This window comes from Sphingobium sp. SG1 (assembly GCF_057063145.1).
This window is the reverse complement of sequence record NZ_JBVVOJ010000013.1, coordinates 16,859-37,169: the sequence shown is the minus strand read 5'-3', so window position 1 is coordinate 37,169 and position 20,311 is coordinate 16,859. Positions and strand designations below refer to the sequence as shown.

Below are 20,311 nucleotides of genomic sequence, written 5' to 3'. Positions count from 1 at the left end.
AGGTCGCAGCGACATGCCGCCTAGCTGCGATCCAGTCCCAGCGCCCGGTCATCGGCCGTTGCCGCCGCCATTTCGGCCTGGGCCGCGGCGATGCGCGCCTGCGCCTCGATCAGCTTGACCGCCGCATCGGTGGCCGCTTCCTCGCGACTATTGACCAGGAAGAAGTCGCTCGACCCCAGATCGAAGCGCCGCCGCTCGGCCTGGGCCAGTCGTTCGGCCAAGTCGCGCTGCCGCCGGGTCGTATCGACCAGCACGCGCGCGGCGTCGACCTCGATGCCGATGCCGGCCACTTCGGTGCGGATCTTTTCCGCCAGATAGCGCTGCTTGACGGTGAGTTCGTCGATCTTCGCCTGGCTCTCGGCGACCTTGCCCCTCGCCTTGCGGTTCTGCAGCGGCACTTTGAAGGTCACGCCGACGATCACCTCCAGCGGCGTGCGGCTATAGCCACCCAGCCCCTGGGCACCGACATCCTTAGCGACCTGTCCCTCGAAATCCAGCTTGGGGCGGGTGTCGTTCTCGGCCAGCGCCAGCTTGACCGAGGCGTTGTCGATTTCCTCCAGCAGGATGCCGAAGTCGGGGCGATCCTCTATTGCGAACAATGGGTTGATCCGCAGGCCGTCGAACGCGGTAGCGGACGCGGGCAGGCGCGCGGCATCGACGAGGATCGGCAATCCGTCCGCATCGCGATAATAGAGTGAGAAGCTGTTGGCCGCCGCCATGAACTCCTGTCGCGCCTGCACCACCAGCGCCTCGCGCTTGACCATGTTGGCTTCGTTTTCGGTCAGCAATATCGCGGACTTGGCACCCAGCTGCACCTGGCGCGCAATGCCGTGGCTGCGGCTTTCGGCCAGATCGTAGAGCGCCTCATAGGCCTTGAGCTTGAGGCCGCTCGCCACCCATTTCTGATAGGCGGCAATGGCGCGCGCCTGCACGCCGATCGCGGTCGCCCGCGTTTCGAAGCGCGCGATATCGATGTCATTGCCGGCGATTTGCGATGCGGATCGCCGCGCGTCGATCAGGCGATCCCGCATCAGGGCATAGAGTGCCCCGATCTTCAGCTCGCCCGCGCGATTGGTATAGGCCTTGTCTTCATAAACCGGGAAATCCCCGCGCGAATTGCGATATTGGCCATAGACATAGCCGCCATTGCCGGTCAGCGGGCGTTCGACCTTGCTGTCGATCAGCGTGCCGTCATAATAGCCCTCGACCCGGCTGCGGGCATCCACGGAAAACACCGTGTCGAAGGCGCCCTGTGCGCTGATCGCGCGCCCTTCGGCCTGACGCGCGCGCGCCAGAGCGGCAATGATATCGGGCGCCGAGCGGGCCGAGGATTGCAGCACCTCGTCCAGCGTCAGCGGCGTCGAGGGCTGCCCTGCGGTCGGCGCGGGCGTCGCATCGACCGAGAGGGCCTCACCAGCCGCGCACGGCAGGGTGCCCGCACCCATGGCCGCGACCAGCATGGGCAGCGCCATTGCGCGCCACATCGTCACTTCTTCTTCTCGATCGAACTCTTGTCGTCCTTGGGCGCTTTCGCCTCGCCCTTGCCGGCCACCTGATCCTGGCCGAAGTTGAGCGGGAAATCGTTGAGCTGGCGCCACAATTCATACCAGACCGGCACCGTGTCGCCCTGCACCCAGCCCAGCACCTTGCTGCCCTGACGGACGAAGCGTCGCTCCGGCCAGGCGGTCTTGCCCGGCGCCTGTTCCACCAAGATCCGGAACAACCCGTCGGTGCGCGGCGTGGGATCGACCGACCGCACCTGGCCGTCATAGATACCAACAGCGAAAGCCGGCCAGCCACTGAACTGGAAGGCCGGGAAGCCCTCAAATTCGAGCCGCACGGAGCGCCCCGGCTCGACCAGCGGCACATCGCGCCCGTCGACATACAGTTCGACCGCGCGGGTTATATTCTCGGGCGCGATCGTCGCCAGCACCGTGCCGGACGAGATCAGCGCGCCGCCCGCTGCAGCATTCAGATCCTGCACCCGACCTTCGCGCGGCGCAGAGACGATCTGCGCCGAACTTTGCGCGAGCTTGATCTCGATCTGCTTGAGCTTCGCGCGCGCTTCGGCCAGCTTCGCATCGACATCGGCGACCTTGATCTGGGTCTGCTCATAATCGCGCCGGGCGGCCAGCCCTTCGGCATAAAGCTGGCTGGTGCGATTGACGTCGATCATCGCGGTCGCCCGCGCCTGCTGGACCGCCGCGATCTGCGCCTCGACCTGTGCCTTTTCGCCCGCCAGCCGGGCGAGGAAATCGGGATCGACATCGACCACCCGGACGATCGGATCACCGGCCCTGACATGATCGCCGTCCCTGACGTAGAACTCGGCGACGCGGCCGCTCACCAGCGAGGATACGTCGCGGGCGCGGTCCTGCGCGCTCAGCGTCGTGACCTGACCACCGCCCTGCGCCGTCTGCTGCCAGGGCACGAACAGGATCGCCAGCACGAGCAGGACGCCCAGCAGAATGAGCCAGGCGACGGTCGTCACCAGTCGGGGCGGCCGCAACTGGTCGAGCGATGGAAAATGTTCGGCCTGGGCGCGATCGAGCGTCATGGCTGCGCCTCCCGCGCTGCGACGAAGCGGGCAAATTCATCCTTGTCGGTGAACCGTTGCTGCGTGCGCGCGCCAACCCAATACCAGGCGTCGAGGTCGAGCGCTTCGGGGCGCCCGCTGCTGAGCAGCACGGTCGTGCCCGCTGCCCGCAACTCGGCCAATGTCGCCTTGAGGCTGGCAATCGGCATCATGTCGTAAAGTTGCGACAACAGCAGTACGCGCGGACGGCTGAGCAAGGCATTGGCAAGCTTGAGCTGCATCACTTCGACGATCGACAGCGGCGAGCCGGAGCTGGCGAGCTGGGTATCCAGCCCGTGCGGCAGCCTGGCGAGCCGCGCGCCCAGGCCCACCCGTTCCAGCGCGTTCATGATCCGCGCCCCATCCATGTAGCGACCTTCGGCGAACGAGAGATATTCGCGCAGGGTGACATCGATGATGGTCGGGCGATTGAGCACCATCACCGCCGATCGCAGCAGATACATGTCGAAACTGCCCAGTTCACTGCCGCCGATCAGGACGATGCCGCTGTCGGGCGCGGCGTGGCGCTTGAGCAGCAGCGCCAGGGCGCTTTCCATGCCCGGTTCGGCAAGGATCACCGCCTGTTCGCCGCTCGCAATCTCGAAATTGAGCTGGGCCTTGTCGATCTCGACATCGCGGAAGCGGACCGATCCGTCCTGCGGCGCCTCCCCGCGCTGGCCAAGCCGCTCCTGCGGGATGGCCAAAATCTGCGATAATTCCTCGCTGCTTGCGACCAGATCATAGAAGGTGTCGAGATAGGAACCGAGCTGGTAGATGCCGTAGAAGACGCCGGACAGGATCAGTTCCGCCGCGACCAGCTGCCCGATCGAAAGCTGGCCGGCCAGGATCAGATTACCGCCGAGCGCGAGCAAGGCAGCCGCCGCGAAGGCATAGACCAGAAAATAACCCAGCGTCTGCGCGAAACTGTAGCGGAAATAACGGCGATGCGCGGCGATATAGTCGGCAATGACCGTTTCGGAGCGATCCATCGCGAAATTCAGGTGCCGGGCCGACTTGTAGAAACCGTTGGAACCGCCGACGCTTTCCAGCCAGTGCGCGGCATTATGCTTGGCATGGCTCACGCCCACCGCGCCGGTGATCGCGCCATGCCGCCAGGCCAGCCAGATCATCAGGCACACCGTTACCAGCACCAGGTTGAAGGCCAGGAAGAAGGGATGGTAGAAGCTGGTCACCACCAGGCCCACTGCCCCCTGCAGCACGATGGTGAAGGCGCCGATCACCAGGCTGGGCACCGATTTCTGGACGATCACCATGTCGAAATAGCGATTGAACAGGCTGCCCCGGCTTTCATCGACGAAGAAGGGGTTCTGCGCATGCACCGCGCGCACGGTGATTTCCGCGACCACCCGCGCAAAGATGCGGCGTTCGAAGATCGCGAGCAGATAGACGCGCAGCGCGCTCAGCCCCGCCACGACCAGCAGCAGCGCCAGCAGCACGCCGGACAGGATCCACAAGGGCGCGACCAAAGCGGTGCGCGCCACCGAGTTGATCAGCAGTTGCACGGAGATGGGGGTGGCCAGCGACAACAGGCTGATCGCTACCGTATAGACGATCCCGACATTCACATAGCTGCGGTCAGGCCCCACCACCTCCGACAGCCACGCGGCCGCCTGCCGCAAGCCGAAACGCTCACTCGCCAACTCGACACCTGTTCCCTGCCAGCCTCATCGAAAGCGCCCCTAACCGCGGCGATTACGGCCCACAATGACTTATGCTGCACAGCAACATAAACTTATGAAGCGTTTGCAGAATGGTGCAGGCATCAGGGCAAATGCTGCCCTCCCGCCAGAAGTCCCCCGCTCTGGAGGGGACAGATCGGTCCTTCAGCCAAATTGCGCGAGGAAATCCCGCCCGGTCATTGGCAGCGAGAACATCGGGAAATCCTTGGTGATGGCGACGCGCTGTTCCTCCTCGCCGATGGTGGCGCAGCAGTCGATCAGCGTCGCGACATGATAGCCCCGCTCATAGGCGGAGCGCATGGTGGATTCGACGCAGCAATTGGTGAGAAAGCCGCCGATGGCCAGGTGCGTGATGCCATGCTGGCGCAGGATGAAGTCTATATTGGTGCTGGCGAAACAGTCCAGGCCGCGCTTGCCCTCCACCACGATCTCGCCATCGATCGGCGCCATGGCATCGGCAATCTGCGCGCCCCAGCTACCCCGGCGAAAGGCCTTGGCGGCGATCACGCCGGCAAGGATGCCATAGGGGCGGGTCGACAGTTCGGGATAGCCCTCCGCAAAGCTGATCGGCACATGAAGGATGGTGAGCCCCGCCTGGCGCGCGCCATCCAGCAGGGCGACGCTGTTCGCCAGCATGCTGGTGGCGCGCATCACGTCCCGCACCGCCTCATGCTGGGCACCGCCCTCGCTGACGAAATCATTCTGATATTCGATCAGGACGATGGCGGTCTTGTCCGGCTTCATGCTGTTGCTCCGGTTAAGGGTCAGGCGATGTCGGGCATCTGGTCGAGATATTTGTCGAGCGTCAGCGGATAGTCGCGCACGCGGATGCCGGTGGCATTGTAGATGGCGTTGGCGATCGCCGATCCGGGGCCGCATATGCCCAGTTCCCCCACCCCCTTCGCCTTCAACGGCGAGACCACCGGGTCGAGCGTGTCGAGGAAGATGCATTCCTGATGCGGGATGTCGGCGTGGACCGGCACTTCATAGCCGGCAAGGTCGTGATTGACGAAGAAGCCGAAGCGGGTGTCGACCGCCAGTTCCTCCATCAAGGCGGAGCCGGCCGACATGACCATGGCACCGATCACCTGGCTGCGCGCCGACAGCGGATTGAGGATGCGGCCGGCATCGCACACCGCCAGCATGCGGCGTATGCGGGTTTCCCCGGTATAGGCGTTGACCGCGACTTCGGCGAAATGGCCGGCATAGGTGCCGACGTCATAGCCCTTCTTGAAATCGCCGAAGCTGATTTCATCCTCCGCCGTAAGGGCACCAGCATCGGTCAGCGCCATGCGGCGACCGCCCGCATCGATCCGGCCGTCGGCGAAAGTCGCGCTATCGGCGTCGAACCCCAGTTTCTGGCCGATCGCGCGGCGCAACGCCACGCAGGCGGCATAGACGCCGGCGGTCGAACTGGCCGCGCCCCATTGGCCGCCCGACCCCGATGAGGCGGGGAAATCGGAATCGCCCAGCACCACCTGGACCCGATCGAGCGGCACGCCCATGGTTTCCGCCGCGGTCTGGGCGATGATCGTGTAACTGCCGGTACCGATGTCGGTCATGTCGGTTTCGATGGTGATACGGCCATCCGTGCCGAGCCGCGCGCGCGCGCCGGACGTCGCCGTCGGCCCGCCGCGATAGCCCGCTGCGACGCCCATGCCGATCAGCCAGGCGCCCTCGCGGCGCTGCCCCGGCCTGGCGCTGCGCTGCGCCCAACCGAACCGCTCCGCCCCTTCGCGCAGGCAGCGGACCAGATTGCGATCGGAAATGCGCTGGGTCGCATTGGCAGGCACTGTCCCTTCGGGCTCATTGCGGATGCGCAGTTCGATCGGGTCCATGCCGAGCTTTTCGGCCAGTTCGTCGATCGCCACTTCCAGCGCCAGATGCCCCGGTGCCTCGCCGGGCGCGCGCATCGCATTGCCTTCCGGCAGATCGAGCATGGCGACATGATTGGCGGTCATGCGATTGGCGCCGGCATAGACTTTGGGCGTCTGCGCCGTGCCATCCTCGCCATCCGTGCCGTTGATGTTGCTCGACCAGTTTTCATGCCCGATCGCCGTGATCCGCCCGTCGCGCTCCGCGCCGATACGGATGCGCTGGATCGTCGCCTGACGATGGGTCGCGTTATTGGCCATCAGCGGGCGCTGCACGGCAATCTTGACCGGCCGTCCGGCCGCCTTGGCACCCAGCGCCGCCAGCACGGCATCCGCCCGCACGAACAGCTTGCCGCCGAAACCGCCGCCAATATAGGGCGAATCCACCCGCACATTGGCAGGGTCGATGCCCAGGATCTTGCTCATGCTCTGCTTGGCCCAGGCGATCATCTGGTTGGACGTCCAGAGCGTCAGCCTGTCGCCGTCCCAGGCGGCGATGGTAGCGAACGGTTCCATCATCGAATGGCTTTCGTTCGCCGTGCTGTACCGCGCGTCGAGCTTCACCGGCGCTGCGGCGAAGGCGGCGGCGAAATCGCCCTGACTGCTGGTGTCGGGCTTGCCCCCCTGCCCCTTGGCCAGCGGCGCGGCCGGGGCAACGGCAGGAAAATCGAACACGCCCTTGTCGCGCACATAATCGGTGCGGATGAGCGCCGCGGCGGCGCGCGCTTGCTCGAAGCTTTCGGCCACCACGCAGGCGATCGCCTGATGATAATGATGGATGTCGCTGCCGCCGAACAGCGGGGCATAATTCATCATGCCCTTGCCGACCGGCTTGGTATCGGGGGCGGTGACGATCGCGATCACGCCCGGCGCCGCGCGCGCGAGACTGGTGTCCATCGCCGCGATCCGTCCCTTGGCGATGGCCGATCCGACGACGAAGCCATAGGCCTGGTTGGCGATGACATCATGGCGTTCGGCGGCATAGGGCGCCTGGCCGGTGGTCTTGAGCGGGCCGTCGATCCGGGGCGTCGACTTGCCGACGATCTTGGCCTGATCGAACAGATTGGCCTTGGCGGGGGCATCGAATTTCATGGGATCAACTCCTCGCCTGGGCCATGAGCGACGCCAGCGTCCGCTCGGCCAGTTTCAGCTTGAACCTGTTGTCCTCGGTCGGACGGGCATCGGCAAAGACCTTCTCGGTTACGGCGCGGGCGCCGCCGGGAAAGGCGGCTTCGGCCGCTTCCACCCGCCATGGCCGATGGGCGACGCCGCCAAATGCCACGCGTCCGCTACCGTCCTTCTGGATGACGGTGGCGACCGAAACCAGCGCGAAGGCATAGGAGGCCCGGTCGCGCACCTTGTAATAGAGCTGGGTGCCGCCGATCGGCTTGGGCAAGGTGACGGCGGTGATCAGTTCGCCAGCCTCCAGCACATTGTCGCGCTGCGGCTCATTGCCGGGCAGGCGATGGAAGTCGGCAAAATCGATTGCGCGCTTTGCGCCATCGGCCTTCACCGTCTCGACCTTCGCATCGAGCAGGCGCAGCGCCACGCCCATGTCGCCGGGATAGGTGGCGATGCACTGATCCGACGAACCGATGACGGCAAGCTGTCGGGAAAAGCCGCCGATCGCCGCGCAGCCGGTGCCGGGCCGGCGTTTGTTGCAGGGCATGTTGGTGTCGTAGAAATAGGGGCAGCGGGTTCGCTGCAGCAGGTTCCCGGCCGTCGTTGCCTTGTTGCGCAACTGGCCGCTGGCGCCGGCGACGATCGCACGGGCAAGGACGCCATAGTCGCGGCGGACCGCCATGTCCGACGCCAGCGCCGTGTTGGTGACGAGCGCGCCGATCCGCAGCCCGCCCTCCGCCGTCTTCTCGATCCGGTCGAGCTTCAGATCCTGGACATCGACCAGATGGGTCGGCGTCTCGATCTCCAGCTTCATCAGGTCGAGCAAATTGGTGCCGCCAGCCAGATATTTGGCGCCTGGCCGGCCGGCCACGGCCGCGGCGGCCTGCTCGGGCGTCTTCGCCCGTTCATAGGTGAAGCTCTTCATGCCTTTGCTCCCGCGACCTGCGCCATGGCCTCGGCAATGTTGGAATAGGCGCCGCAACGGCAGAGATTGCCGCTCATCCGCTCGCGCATCTCGATATTGGAATAGTCCGGGGCGCGGGTGATGTCCGCCTGGACATGGCTGGGAACGCCCTGCTCGATTTCCTTGAGCACGGCAACGGCGGAGCAGATTTGCCCCGGCGTGCAATAGCCGCACTGATAGCCGTCATGGGCGATGAAGGCCGCCTGCATCGGATGGAGGTTGTCGGGCATGCCCAGCCCTTCGATCGTGGTGATCTCGTCGCCCTGATGCTGCAGCGCCAGGCTTAGGCAGCTGTTGATGCGGGTGCCGTTGACCATCACGGTGCAGGCGCCGCACTGGCCATGATCGCAGCCCTTCTTGGTGCCGGTCAGCTTGAGATGTTCGCGCAGCGCGTCGAGCAATGTCGTGCGGGTGTCGAGCTTCAACTGCTGCCGCTTGCCATTCACGATGAAATCCACCGCCATCATGGGCGGCGGCGCAGCGGGAGACGGCTGTGCCTGTACTGGTGCTGGAATGACGGCAACCGTCGCGGAGGCGGCGCCGCCCGCCAATATGCCACGTCGCGACACGCCCATATCCGGAAAATCGGCCATAAAAATCTCCCCTGCAGACGCTGGCTGCGCGCTCTATCGAAGAAAAAACTGGCGGCCGTCTTCCGGCCTGCCATCTACCCAGATGGAGGATAACACAGGAGAGGCCGTTCAGGTTCATGCGATGATCGGCATGATGTCATGATCAGGGATCATGAATGCCGCGAAGATTGCAACAGCTTCCGATGGCTGTCCATCATGCAGAGCGCCCCCTCCCCGGCCGATCCAGCCAATAAATCTCCAGCTATTTGGGTTCGAAAATACTGCCTCGAAAATACTGCCTCACAGAATAAGCAAACGTTTGCATATCCATAATCACTCTGTATGATCGACGTCAGAAAGGTCGCAAGGGCGACGGAGAGGATATATGCGGGACAGAGCCAGCAAACCACGAATGCATCTGTCACGCATCGTCGAAATGAATCTCGGTTTCCTCGGCATCCAATTCTCCTTTGGCCTGCAACAGGCCAATATGGGGCCGATCTATCGCTATCTTGGCGCGGATGAAGCGCATTTGCCGCTGCTCTGGCTGGCGGGGCCGGTTACCGGCCTGCTCGTGCAACCGATCGTGGGCGCATTGAGCGACCGGACGGTCAGCCGCTGGGGGCGGCGCACGCCCTATTTCCTGATCGGCGCCATATTGTGCAGCCTAGGCCTGCTGATGATGCCCTACAGCCCGACGCTCTGGTTTGCAGCCAGCCTGCTCTGGATGCTGGATGCGGCAAACAACATCACCATGGAGCCCTATCGCGCCTATGTCAGCGATCGACTGAATGAGAGCCAGCGATCAGTCGGTTTCCTGACGCAAAGTGCCTTTACCGGCCTTGCCCAGACGCTGTCCTATCTGGCGCCGACGCTGCTGGTGTGGTGGGGCTTCGACGCCGATCTGGTCGATGCGAACGGCATACCCGACATCACGCGGATAGCCTTTCTGGTCGGTGCGGTCATTTCCATTTCGACGATCCTGTGGTCCGTGCTGCGCGTGCCCGAACTGCCGCTGCCAGCGGACGAGATGGCGCGCATGCGCGGCGAGCGCTTGTCCTTCGGCACGGCGCTGCGCGACTTCATCGCGGCGGTGCGCGACATGCCCGTCGCCATGCGCCAGCTTGCCCTGTCGATGCTGCTGCAATGGTTCGCGATGTTCGCCTATTGGCAGTTCATCAGCTTCGCGCTGGCCCGCGCGATCTTCGACACTGCCGATCCAGCGAGCAGCGGCTTCCGCCAAGCTGTGCTACTCACCGGCCAGGCGGGCGCGCTCTACAATGCCGTCGCCTTCCTCGCCGCCTTCGCCATGGTGCCGCTCAGTCGGCGGATCGGGCCGCATTATGTCCATGCCGTGGCCGTAGCCTTGTCCGGTGCCGCGATGCTGGCCATCCCAGGCACCAGTGATCGCACCCACCTGTTTCTGCTGATGATCGGCATCGGCATTGGCTGGGCCAGCATGATGGGCAATCCCTATGTCATGCTGGCCAACGCCATCCCGCCCGAGCGGACCGGGGTCTATATGGGCATTTTCAACATGTTCATCGTCATTCCCATGCTGCTTGAAACACTGATCGTACCGGTCATCTACCGTCCGCTGCTGGGCAGCGATCCGCGTAACATCCTGTTGATGAGCGGTGTGATGATGATCGCCGCCGGAGCTGCCACCCTGATCGTCAGGAAACCTCGAAAGAGTTGATACAGCCGCGATCCGGATTGTCCCCCGTCCTTCCCTGGCCTAGACGATAGGCCATGACGGATCATCAGAACGAACCTGTCCGAAGCATAACCGACCTCGCCCGGATCGCCGGCGTCTCGGTATCGACGGTATCGCGTGCGCTGACGTCGAAGGGCGCGCTCAACAAGGATACCCGCCGCCGTATTCAGGAACTGGCGGCCCGGCATGGCTTCCAGTTGAATGTCGCTGCGCAGAATCTGCGACTGGGCCGCACCGGGGCGATCGCTGTCCTGCTGCCCCTGGGTCATGAGCGCGGGCAGCATCTGTCCGACCCTTTCTTCATGGCGATGCTGGGCTTTCTGGCCGACGAACTGACGGAGCGCGGCTATGACCTGTTGCTGTCGCGCGTCCTGCCCGATGGCGAGGATTGGTTGGACGCCTTCATCCGCTCCGGCCGGGTCGATGGCGTCATCATCATCGGCCAGTCCGACCAGAGCGCCGTGCTGGACCGTACCGCGAGCCATTATCGCCCGCTGGTGATCTGGGGCGCCCATGCCGAGCGCAATCAGTATCTGACGATCGGAACCGACAATGTCGCCGGCGGCGCGCTGGCGGCCCGCCATCTGCTGGAGCGTGGACGCGGCAAGTTCGCCTTTTTCGGCAATGTCGCAGTGCCCGAATTTGCCGCCCGCTATGAAGGCTTTCTGTCCGCCCTGCCCGCCGATGCGCGCGATCGGGTCGAACTGGTTCATGCGCATGTCACGCCGGAGGCCAGCTATCGCGTGGCGGCCGACTATTTTGCGGCGGGCCATCGCCCCGATGGCGTGTTTGCCGCGTCCGACGTGACCGCCATGAGCATCATCACCGCCGCCGCCGAACAGGATATCCGCGTGCCCGACCAGTTGTCGGTCGTGGGCTTTGACGATGTGCCGCTGGCACGACTGTCCAACCCTCCTCTCACCACCATTCGGCAGGATATCCAGCGCGGCGCCACCCTGCTGGTCGAGCAGTTGTGTCAGCGGCTCGCAGGCGAGGAGGTCGGATCGATCCAGATCGCGCCGGAGATCGTAATCCGGGAATCAAGCTGACAAGAAAAGGCCCGGCGCCTTGAGGGAGCCGGGCCTTCGAGGTAGCCGAAACATGCGTTTCGGCGTCGGATCGGGTCAGAAATTATAGCGGATCGAAGCCGTCACGGTGCGGCCATAGACCGCGCTATTCTGGAAGATGCCAGTCGTTGCGCTGATCGGCAGCAACTGCCCGCCACCACGATAGCCAAGCGTATCGAACAGATTATTGGCGTTGAGGCCCAGTTCCAGATTCTCGATCGGTCGCACCTTCACGAAGCCATTGAAGAAGGTCGTGCCGCGCACGGTGTAGAGATTGAAGTCGTCATTGGGTGCGCTCGACTGCCCGCTGGCCGACAGGCCGACCGCGAACAGGCCCGCATCATAGGATGGCGAGATCAGATAGGTGAGCTTGGGAATGCCACCGGGCCGGTTGCCGACCAACGCCGCCGTTGCGCTGTCCTTGATCTTCGGGTTCACCCAGGTCGCATCGACCGCCAGGCGGAAATTGCCGAGATTGAGGCGCCCGGTCAGTTCCACGCCCCAGGAGCGATAGTCGTTGGAGATGTTGGGATCATTGTTCGGCGGCGGATTGTTGATCCGGGTAAAGTCGTAATTATTTTCGGTGAGGGTCGAGCGAAATCCGGTGACTTCCACCGAATAATTGCCCGACCCACCGACGAAGCCACGATGCTTCACGCCCACTTCCTGCTGATTGAGGAAGTTGATTGCCGTGCTGGCACCCTGGCTGTTGAGCGACCCGTCGGCATTGAAATTCCCGCCCAGCGTGCGCCGGTCGGCGTTGAAGCGCCCGCCCCGGCTGGCACGGGCGAAGATGCTGGTGCTGCTGTCGAAGGCATAGAGCGCACCGAACGACCAGCTGGTATAGCTGCGCCGGTAATTGATCCGCTCGATCGCGCCGCCCGGCACCATGGAAGGGATGGTCGCGCTGCCCACTTCATCGCTGACGATATAATCGGGGCCAACGACGCCCGCCTGCGCCGTGCCTTCGCCGCGCACCCGATCGAAGCGCACGCTGGCGTCGAGGTCAAAGCCGCCGCCCGAATAATTGGCCGACAGGAAAGGTGCATCATCGGTATATTTGAGGTCTACACTGCGGGCGCAGCAACTGCCCCAATTGTCGTTGAAGCCCGCCTGGCCCGCTGCGGTGATCTGCGTGCCGGTGGTGGAATAGAGATTGAGCGGCGCGGCATTTTCGCCTTCCAGCGCGCTATATTGGCGGTTCACATGCCAGTCCTGGACGATGTTCTGGCTCATGTGGAACCAGCCCGCCTGCACCGTGATCTTGCCCGCACCGACATCGAACCTGCCGGTCAGCGCCAGATTATTGGCGATGCTGCCCATATCCTTCATCACCGTGTTGATGTTCGGATTATTGTTCAGATAAGTGCCGGTATAGGCCTGCCCCATGCTCGGTCCCGCCGCGTAGCGGATCGCCCCCACCGTCTGCCCGTTGACGGTCGATCCCCGCACGCTCGCGGTCGTCGCGACATTCAGGAACTGGGTGGTGAAATTGCCGCTCATGTCGGTGTAGCGGAAATTATTGTCGACGGTCAGCGCGTCGCTCAGCTCATAATGGAATTGTGCCCCGACGGAGGTGACGCGGGGATGGATGCCCTCCACATCGGCATTTTTGAGTACGCCGTTGGTGTCGACATATTGGAAGCTGCGCTGGTAGATGGAATAGGTCGATCCGTCTCGCGCGTCGAAGCCCGGCAATGGCTTGAAATTAGTGATCTTGTTGCCATCGATCGTCACCAGCGACGGCATGGTGGTGTTGGTCGGCGCCTGTTCGTCCAGCCGTTTGAAGTTGAATCGGATATAGCCCCGGCCATCGCCCAGATCCTTGGTCAGATTGGCCTTCACCTGATAGCCGCGCAGGATGTTGAAATCCTCATTGGTCGGGCCGCCGCCTTCACGGGCATAGCCGCCGACATGGAAGCGCAGCGTGTCGCTGATCGGGCCGCCATAGTCGAAATCGACGCGCGTCTCGCGGAAACCGACGCCCTTGGACAGGCCGATCGAGCCGCCCTCCTTCTCGCCTGTCTTGCTGATATAGTTGACGACAGCGCCGGGCGCCTGACTGGCGAAGGTGGAGGCGGAGCCGCCGCGCACGGCTTCCACCCGCTCGACATTCTGGTCGAAGCGCAGCCAATAGTCGTTGTTGCCGAACTGGATGTCGCCGAACAGGGTGACGGGCAGGCCGTCCTCCTGCAGCGCGACATATTCCGATCCGCCGGTCGAAACCGGGATGCCGCGCACGCCGATATTGGCGTTGCCGCCCGGCCCCGCCGTATCGGAGGGCTGGAGGCCGGGGATGGAGCGCAGCACTTCGGCTTCGGAGCGCGGCGTGAAATTCTGGATCGCCTCCTGGCTGACCTGCGACACCGAAATGGACGATCGGAACCGCGACTTGTCGCCGGCTGCGGCGGTCACGACAATATCCTCGCCGTTGACGGGTTCGGCATTACCGGCGGCTGCCGCCTGCGCTTCGGCAGGTGCGGCATCCTGCGCCAGGGCAGGCCCGCCAAGGCAGGCCATGGCCAGCGCGAACGTGGAAATGCGGCTTGGCTGAAAGCTGGTCTTCATCATCCCCTCCTTAGGGCCGCCACGCATCGCTTCGCGGTCGGTTGAAGGCTTGCATAACCACCCCTGCAAACCTTTGCAACATTTTACAGCAAACGTTTGCATTTCATCTCGTCAGCCCGGTGTTTTGGCTATATTGCGATCAGATAAGCGGCGGCGGCGGCCCAGAAACAAGAGCAAGCAGGTTGAGGATGAAAGACGATAACAGCCTCGTCGATCTGGTCGCGAACCAGCCAACATCGCCGTCTTCTCCCGATGCCGCCGCTTGGCTGCGATCGATCGAGTCGGCCATTTTGGACGCCTTGCGCGCCGGGGCTGGAGACCAGCTCCCCTCGCGATTGGAACAGGTCGGCATAGCTTGGCCAGACCATCCCCGCCTCCTCTGGCTCAAAGCATTGGTTCTGCGCGAAATGCAGACGCATGAGCCTGCGCTTATCGCCGCCGAGCGCGCGGCTGCTCTGGCGAAGGATGATCCGGCGGCGCAGGCGCTGTTCGCCCAACTGCGCTATGAAACCGGTCGGAGCGCCGCCGCGCAATTCGCTGTCGCCCGCGCGCTCGCGCCTGGAGACATGGCGCTGGTTCGTGGCCATGCTGGCGCGCTTGCAGCGGAAGGCGACAGCGATGCGGCACTGGCCCTGATGACGGCTGCGCTCGACGATCATCCCGGCTGGATCGAGGGCCAGACCTATCGCGCAACATTGCGGCGTCTGGCTGGTGCAGGTGCGGGCGCGGATGAGGGCTTTGCCGAGGCGCTGCGCACCGAGCCGCATAATCTGGCGCTTCATCTGGCTCGCTTCCACTGGCTGGCCAAGGCAAAGTCGTGGGATGATGCCCGCGCCGTGCTGCACGACGCAAGCCGCGCCTGCGGCGATGTTGATGCGCTGGAGGTGGCGCACCTCTATCTGGAGGCGGAATCGGGCGCGGCGGCGAACAGGCCCGATCTGTTCGACGGGCTGGCCGACCGCCCCGATCCTGGCCTAGCCCTTGCCCGCGTCCGTCATGCATTGCGCTGCGGCGCGCCGGAGCGGGCGGTGCCAATCGCGTTTGCACAGCTTGGCTCACCATCCGCTCCGCTATTCTGGCCCTATCTGTCGATCGGCTGGCGGTTGCTGGGGGACGACCGGGCGGCCTGGCTCGACCGGCCAGAGCAGTTCATCCATGCGGCCGACATCGGTTTAGATACGCAGGACTTGTCCGATCTGGCGGACCTTCTCCGCACGCTGCACACCGCCACCTCCCCCTATCCGGATCAGTCGGTGCGCGGCGGCACCCAGACCGACCGGCCGCTGTTGTTCCGACATGAAGCGATCATGCAGCGCACCCGCGCGGCGATCGAGGCAAGCGTGCGCGACTATATCGATCACCTGCCTGCCGCCGAGCCGGGCCATCCGCTGCTAGGGACGCCACGCGGCGAGGTGAAATTTGCAGGTAGCTGGTCCGTGCGCCTCCATGCCCAGGGCTTTCATGTCGCCCACACCCATCCGGTCGGCTGGATCAGTTCGGCGCTGCATGTCGCCTTGCCCGACCCGGACGCTATGGGGAAAGAGCCTTCGGGCTGGCTGCGTTTCGGGATGCCGCCGCCGGAACTGGGGCTGGACCTGCCACCCTATTGCGAGATCGAACCAAAGGTCGGGCGGCTGATCCTCTTTCCGTCCACCCTGTGGCACGGCACCGTGCCGTTCGCGGATGGCGAGCGGTTGTCGATCGCCTTCGACATCCGCCCGCCGCGCCGCTGAACGCTCAGCTTTCGAACAGATAGGCCGCGCCCTTATAATCGCCCTTCAGCTTCACGCGCAGCCCCTGTTCCATCCAGTAGGCGCCGCTCGCCTCCGCCGGCACACCATCCGGCAAGGCCGATCCGTCCAGCATCCGCACCCGGTAGCTGCGCAGCGGGTCAAGCCCCTCGGGATGGACCGCCTCCACATTGTCGCGGAAGGATGAACTGTGCAGCATCTGGAACAGCACGGCCCGGCGCTTGTCCGGGGAGACATGGAAGGTCGCAGAGCTTGCCGCATCCGGCCGAGGCGGCGCGATGCGGTAGAGATCGCCGCGCTGCACGATATCCCGAATGGACTTGTAGGCGGCGATCCATGTCCTGGCCGTGGCAAAATCCGCCTCCTGCCAATGATCCAGATTGGCGCCGATCCCAAGGCTGCCCTGCATGGCGGACAGGAAGCGATAGTCGAGACTGGTTTCCCGCCCGTTCGCCCAATTGGGGCTGTCCGTCACCCAGGCCATCATGATCGACGGCGCATAGGCCTGGGTAAAGCCGTCCTGAATGATCAGCCGATCATAGGGATCGGTATTGTCCGACGTCCAGCTCTGGTCGGTCAGGCCCATAATGCCCAGGTCGATGCGTCCGCCGCCACCCGAACAGCCCTCGATTTCCAGCCCCGGATGCCGCCGCCGCAGTTCGGACAGGATGTAATAGAGGTTGCGGACATATTGGACCTGCACCCGCTGCTGATCCTGCGGCGGCACGCCCGGCCAGCCGGCCTCGGTCCAGTTGCGATTATAGTCCCATTTGAGGAAGGCGATGTCGTTCTGGCGCACCAACCGGTCCAGAACCGCCAGAAGATGATCGCGCACATCGGTCCGAGCAAGGTTCAGGACGAGCTGGTTGCGGCCCTCGGTCCGCGGACGGTCCGGGAAGTTCAACACCCAGTCGGGGTGGGCGCGGTAGAGGTCCGAATTGACATTCACCATCTCCGGCTCAACCCAGAGGCCGAAATCCATGCCCAACGCCTTCACCCGGTCGATCAGGGGTTTCAAACCATTGGGAAATTTGCGCGGATTGACCGTCCAGTCGCCCAGCCCCGCCTTGTCGTCGTCGCGCGCGCCGAACCAGCCGTCATCGACGACGAAACGCTCGACGCCGATCTTCGCCGCCTTCTCGGCCAGTGCCATCTGTCCGGCCTCTGTCACGTTGAAGGTGGTCGCCTCCCAGCTATTATAGAGAACCGGCCGGATCTTCGCCTTGGCGCCGCCGGGAATGATCGCAGCGCGCTGGAACGCATGAAAACGGCGCGAGGCGTCTCCCATGCCCTTGCTGCTGTAACCCGTGTAGAAAATCGGTGTGTCCAGGCTCTCGCCCGGCTTCAGCGCCCAGCTGAAATCATAGGGATTATAACCGCCGCTGATCCGCACCCGGCTGAGATTGTCGAGGCCCACCGACAGGCGGAAGGAACCGGACCAGGCCAGCGCCCCATACCAGACAGGACCATCCGTCTCGCTGCCCTTGCCGTCCTTGACCAGCGCAAACCAGGGCTGATTGCCATGGCCGGTCGATCCTCGGCGACTTTCCAGCACGGTTAGGGCTGGCGTCACCGGCGTTTCTACCTGCGACCATTCCGACGCATGGCGCCCCGTCAGATAGCGGAGACGATAGCCGTTGCCGACCGGCAGCGTGTAGGTCGCCGCCGCAATCTGGTCGATGCGCACCGGCTTGCTGTCGCCATTGCGAACGCTGGCCGATCGGGCGATCACGCCTGTCGCCGGATCAATCACATAATGCAATGTCACCGTGAGCGGCCGGCGGATATCGGCCAGTTCCACCGTCAGCGTTTCACCCGAAATCTTGTGGCCGCGATATTTAAGGACCAGGTCGCGATTGCCGTCGGCGAACACCGCCTTGATGCCCGGTTCGCTGACCAGCCCCTCCCCCTGCCCGGCATATTCCTGCGCCGTGATCGATCCGGCCGGGTCGAAACCCGACAATTCGGTGGGATGCCGGGCTATGAGCGGCGCCTTCTCATCCAGCGCCTGCCCCCAATAGAGCGGCTGGATATAGCCCTGCTCATCCACACCCATGGCATAGGTCACGCCGCCGCCATCGAGCCGCATCACCCGACCATCCGCTGTGGCGCTGACCTTTGCCCAAAGGACGCCAGGACAGGCAAGAGCCGTGAAGACGGTAGCCGCCAGGCACAATGACCGAAGGGATCGCATATTCATCATCCTTGCCTTTCCGCCAGGGCATCAAGTGCCAGCGCGACCGCGCCGAGCGGCCCTGCCTGATCGCCCAGCGCGGGGGTGCGCACGATGGCCGCGATAGTGTCCGGAGTTACAAACGGCAGATAGCCAGCCAGTTGCGCGACAATCTTGGCCCGAACGCGATCGAGCAGATCGGCGCGGCCCATGCCGACGCCCCCGCCAATCAACACCTGCCGCGCTGCCGTCATGAGCAGGATCGTGGACACGAGCTGGGCAAGGTCATGGGCGACATGATCCCAGCGGGGATCCTCCGCATCGATCTGGTCACCCGGCTGGCCGAAGCGCCTTGCCAGGGCCGGGCCGGACACCAGCCCTTCGATACAGTCGCCATGAAAGGTACAGGCGCCAGGGAAATCATCCCCCTTCGCCCGGCGAATGGCGATATGCCCCAGTTCCGGATGCATCGCGCCATGCAGCGTTTTGCCATTCAGGGCGAAGCCGCCGCCCAGCCCCGTTCCTACGGTGAGGTAGCAGAGGCAATCGGATGGTTCCTGTCCCTGTGCCCCCGCGCCCCAGCGCGCTTCGGCCAACGCCGCCGCATTCACATCGGTATCGATCGCTGCCGGACAGGGCAGCGCGCCGGCCAGCGCACCAAAAATGTCCGTATCGCTCCAGCCAGGCTTGGGCGTTGGCAGCATCCGGCCGAAATCCCCAGCTTTGCTGTCGAGCCGCAAAGGGCCAAAGGAGGCGATGCCCAAAGCGGCAAAGGCCTCTTCCGCGTGCCAGCGGGTCAGGATTTCCCGTACCGCGCCCAATGTCACGTCCGGTGTCGTCGTTGGCACCAATTGTCGCTCGACAATTTCAGTTCCGCGTGCGCGCAGAACGAAAACCTTGGTCCCGCCCAGCTCGACACCCGCGACCAATGGGGGCGTCATGCCGCCACTCCAGCAGCATCGCCATCGAGCCACAACTGAACGAAGGGTGCAAAGGCGCCACCGAACCGCCGCTTGCGTCCTCCCCCTCCCCAATTATCGACAAAGCTGGTGACCCGCAGATCAGGCAGCACCATCCAGCTATAGCTTTGCGCAGGCACTTCATGCGGGTTGGCGAAGACCAGGCCACTGCCGTTGATCGGGTGCCAGGGGCCGCTCAACATATCTGCGACCATGCCGTAGAGGCCCGTCGGCCCTATTGGCCCTTGTGGATTGAACACATGGGCCTGGGTCGACCAGAACAGATAATAACGCCCCTGATGGAAAACCACATGCGGTCGTTCCAGCTCATTATTAATGTCGTCGGCGACGATCAGCGGCGGCTGGACGGTCCAGTCGTCCGGGCGATCGGCCGGGGCGGTGGCAACCCCGATTACCCCGTTGAAAGCCGATGCCGTTCCCGCCAGCGAGCCGGCGAAAAACAGATGATGGCGACCATCTGCAGGGTCGCGAAAATAGGCGGGATCGCGATAGGCCTTGATCGTGCCGATGGCGCCGCCGCCCGTGGTGGGCATATACCAATCCGGCATAGGTGGGATCACTTCGCACAGGTCGCGCCAGTCCGCCAGGCGATCGTCATCGCCAAGACTGGCCCGTGCGCTGAACATGCGCTGCTCAAAGGTCAGTCCATTGTCGCCGCGCCGCCCGGCGGCCGTGAAATAGAGGATCACATCGCCGGTGGCATTGTCGACGATGGCCGATCCAGACCATTCCCGGCTGCCCGGCGAAAAGCCATCTGGCATGGCAGGCCCAAGGTCGGACCAACCGCCATCCTCGTGGCGAAGCAGATGAATGCGTGCATGACCATGGCGCGCGTCCGGATCATCAAATCGCGGCGCCCCGAGCGCCATCCAAAGCTCGCCCCCCGCAGCATTGGCAAAGGGTGCGCCATCCCGGCGCTGGATCGGCCACGCATCCCAGATGCCCAGGTTGAAGGCGACCGGGGCAAAATCCTTGTCGGCGATTGGGGCAATGACGATCGGCGACGAGGGAATTGCAGCAACATGCGCAGCCGTCCAGGATATCGTCACATCAGCGCCCTCTTCATGGGAGGAGGACGCCGTCAAGCGTGCAGTCCCAACGACATCCTCCCCAAGATAGAAGCAGGCCCATTCGCGCGGATACGCCCGTCCGGCCGTGCTTCATCGAAGGCGATAAAGTTTTATGCAAACGTTTGCAAGCGCCAATCAAGCGGGTAGCATCGAAGAACTGCTGGCCTCTCGACGCTAA

General features: G+C 64.0%; 14 protein-coding genes. 3 read left to right on the top strand and 11 right to left on the bottom strand.

Annotation, left to right across the window (positions count from 1 at the left end):
- Positions 1-20 precede the first annotated feature (20 nt).
- From AC0KVN_RS21355 to paoA, 7 genes are all read right to left on the bottom strand, one after another.
- Positions 21-1,484 (bottom strand): TolC family protein, encoded by a 1,464-nt coding sequence (locus AC0KVN_RS21355; RefSeq protein WP_483656378.1) that lies wholly within the window; start codon positions 1,482-1,484, stop codon positions 21-23.
- Between the two features lie 2 nt (positions 1,485-1,486).
- The gene (locus AC0KVN_RS21350) at positions 1,487-2,557 is read right to left on the bottom strand and encodes an efflux RND transporter periplasmic adaptor subunit (protein WP_435567958.1); all 1,071 of its coding nucleotides are present in this window, start codon (positions 2,555-2,557) and stop codon (positions 1,487-1,489) included.
- Complete coding sequence (locus tag AC0KVN_RS21345) at positions 2,554-4,236, bottom strand: ATP-binding cassette domain-containing protein (RefSeq protein WP_435567959.1); 1,683 nt, start codon at positions 4,234-4,236, stop codon at positions 2,554-2,556. The genes AC0KVN_RS21350 and AC0KVN_RS21345 overlap by 4 nt, the downstream gene beginning before the upstream one ends.
- Positions 4,237-4,419: 183 nt before the next feature.
- Positions 4,420-5,019, bottom strand: a complete 600-nt coding sequence (locus AC0KVN_RS21340) for a cysteine hydrolase family protein (RefSeq protein ID WP_435567960.1) — start codon at positions 5,017-5,019, stop codon at positions 4,420-4,422.
- A gap of 20 nt (positions 5,020-5,039) precedes the next feature.
- The gene (paoC, locus tag AC0KVN_RS21335) at positions 5,040-7,241 is read right to left on the bottom strand and encodes an aldehyde oxidoreductase molybdenum-binding subunit PaoC (RefSeq protein ID WP_313229542.1); all 2,202 of its coding nucleotides are present in this window, start codon (positions 7,239-7,241) and stop codon (positions 5,040-5,042) included.
- A gap of 4 nt (positions 7,242-7,245) precedes the next feature.
- The gene (locus AC0KVN_RS21330) at positions 7,246-8,196 is read right to left on the bottom strand and encodes an FAD binding domain-containing protein (protein ID WP_010336012.1); all 951 of its coding nucleotides are present in this window, start codon (positions 8,194-8,196) and stop codon (positions 7,246-7,248) included.
- Positions 8,193-8,828 (bottom strand): aldehyde dehydrogenase iron-sulfur subunit PaoA, encoded by a 636-nt coding sequence (gene paoA, locus AC0KVN_RS21325; RefSeq protein ID WP_435567961.1) that lies wholly within the window; start codon positions 8,826-8,828, stop codon positions 8,193-8,195. Before paoA ends, AC0KVN_RS21330 begins: the two co-directional genes overlap by 4 nt.
- Before the next feature lie 364 nt (positions 8,829-9,192).
- On the opposite strand from paoA, the gene AC0KVN_RS21320 reads away from it, so the two are divergent.
- Both AC0KVN_RS21320 and AC0KVN_RS21315 read left to right on the top strand, forming a co-directional pair.
- Positions 9,193-10,506 carry an MFS transporter gene (locus AC0KVN_RS21320; RefSeq protein ID WP_435567962.1) on the top strand — a complete coding sequence of 438 codons (1,314 nt, stop codon included), beginning with the start codon at positions 9,193-9,195 and terminating at the stop codon, positions 10,504-10,506.
- A 53-nt stretch (positions 10,507-10,559) separates the two neighbouring features.
- Positions 10,560-11,573 (top strand): LacI family DNA-binding transcriptional regulator, encoded by a 1,014-nt coding sequence (locus tag AC0KVN_RS21315; protein ID WP_435567963.1) that lies wholly within the window; start codon positions 10,560-10,562, stop codon positions 11,571-11,573.
- Positions 11,574-11,648: 75 nt separating this feature from the next.
- Here AC0KVN_RS21315 and AC0KVN_RS21310 read toward each other — a convergent pair whose 3' ends face one another.
- The gene (locus tag AC0KVN_RS21310; protein ID WP_483656377.1) at positions 11,649-14,159 is read right to left on the bottom strand and encodes a TonB-dependent receptor domain-containing protein; all 2,511 of its coding nucleotides are present in this window, start codon (positions 14,157-14,159) and stop codon (positions 11,649-11,651) included.
- A gap of 188 nt (positions 14,160-14,347) precedes the next feature.
- Here AC0KVN_RS21310 and AC0KVN_RS21305 point away from each other — a divergent pair, with 188 nt between their 5' ends.
- Positions 14,348-15,892 carry a putative 2OG-Fe(II) oxygenase gene (locus AC0KVN_RS21305; protein ID WP_435567965.1) on the top strand — a complete coding sequence of 515 codons (1,545 nt, stop codon included), beginning with the start codon at positions 14,348-14,350 and terminating at the stop codon, positions 15,890-15,892.
- Between the two features lie 4 nt (positions 15,893-15,896).
- Here AC0KVN_RS21305 and AC0KVN_RS21300 read toward each other — a convergent pair whose 3' ends face one another.
- Genes AC0KVN_RS21300 through AC0KVN_RS21290 form a run of 3 tightly spaced genes read right to left on the bottom strand, consistent with a single transcriptional unit; the run spans position 15,897 to position 20,112 of the window.
- Positions 15,897-18,104, bottom strand: coding sequence for an alpha-galactosidase (locus AC0KVN_RS21300; protein WP_435567966.1), 2,208 nt, complete (start codon positions 18,102-18,104; stop codon positions 15,897-15,899).
- Between the two features lie 5 nt (positions 18,105-18,109).
- The gene (locus tag AC0KVN_RS21295) at positions 18,110-19,024 is read right to left on the bottom strand and encodes an ROK family protein (protein WP_435567967.1); all 915 of its coding nucleotides are present in this window, start codon (positions 19,022-19,024) and stop codon (positions 18,110-18,112) included.
- Entirely contained in the window at positions 19,021-20,112 is a 1,092-nt protein-coding gene (locus AC0KVN_RS21290) for a glycoside hydrolase family 68 protein (RefSeq protein ID WP_435567968.1), read from the bottom strand. Before AC0KVN_RS21290 ends, AC0KVN_RS21295 begins: the two co-directional genes overlap by 4 nt.
- Positions 20,113-20,311: the final 199 nt, after the last annotated feature.